Here is a 1,045-nt window from a genome sequence, read left to right on the forward strand (position 1 = left end):
GGCTCGGGATCAAGGTGCCGCTGTGGCCGCTGCACACGTGGCTGCCCTCGGCGCACACCATCGCGCCGACGGCCGGCTCGGTGCTCCTCGCGGCCGTGCTCCTCAAGATGGGCACCTACGGCATCGTCCGGCTCTCCGTCGCCACGGTGCCCGACGGTGTCGCCGCCCTGAGCCCGGTGCTCGCCCTCCTCGGCGTCGTGGGGATCCTCTGGGGAGGCCTGGCCTGCCTCGTCGAGCGCGACCTCAAGCGCCTCATCGCCTACAGCTCGGTGGCGCACATGGGCTTCGTCGCGCTCGCCATCGCCTCGGGCAGCGAGACGGGACTGCAGGCGGCGCTCTTCGGCAACATCGCCCACGGTGTCGTCGCCGCCCTGCTCTTCTTCATCGTCGGCGACCTCAAGGAGCAGTGGGGATCGTCCGACCTCCGCGTGGCCCGAGCGGCCCTGCGCGACAAAGCTCCCCGCTTCGGGTTCGCGCTCGTCGTCGGGCTCGCCGCGGCCCTCGGGCTGCCGGGCCTCGTCAGCTTCTGGGGTGAGTTCCTCGCGTTGTATGCCGCGTGGTCGCCCGCGCCCGGCCGTCCGGTCGCGCTCCTGCGCGTCTGCGTCGTGCTCGGCGCCGCGGGCCTCGCTCTCGCGGCCGCCTACGCCCTCCGGGTCGCCCGCATCGTCTGGGCCGGTGAGGGCAGCGACGCGGCGCAGGGCCCTGCGGCCGAGCCCGTCGCCGACGCCCGTGGCACCCGGTGGGCGGTGGCCATGACCCTCGTCGTCGTCATCGTCGCGCTCGGCGTGCTGCCGCACCTGCTGCTCGGCCTCTCCCACGCCGCGACCACCGGTCTGCTGGCCGGACTCGGGGCGACGCCGTGACGGGCCTCGCCATCGACTACGCCATCCTGCTGCCTGCGCTCGTGCCGCTCGCCGGTCTCGTGCTCGTGCTCGTCGCCGACCTCGTCAGCCCGCACCTGCGCCGCCTGCCGTATGCCGTCGCCGGGCTCGCGGCCCTCGGGTCGGCGGCCGCGACCGTGCCCGGCCTCGCCGGCGGCTCGACG

At 75.0% G+C, this 1,045-nt stretch carries 1 protein-coding gene and 1 pseudogene; both read left to right on the plus strand.

The window, feature by feature from the left end; genetic code table 11:
* Nucleotides 1-863 (plus strand): complex I subunit 4 family protein (locus AC1DP0_RS22220; RefSeq protein WP_478088803.1); only part of this gene is annotated, 863 nt, incomplete at its 5' end.
* Nucleotides 860-1,045 (plus strand): annotated as a pseudogene (locus AC1DP0_RS22225) (NADH-quinone oxidoreductase subunit N); the annotation flags it as partial. The gene AC1DP0_RS22220 and the pseudogene AC1DP0_RS22225, both read left to right, overlap by 4 nt.

The organism is Terrabacter sp. P5_B1 (assembly GCF_056400505.1).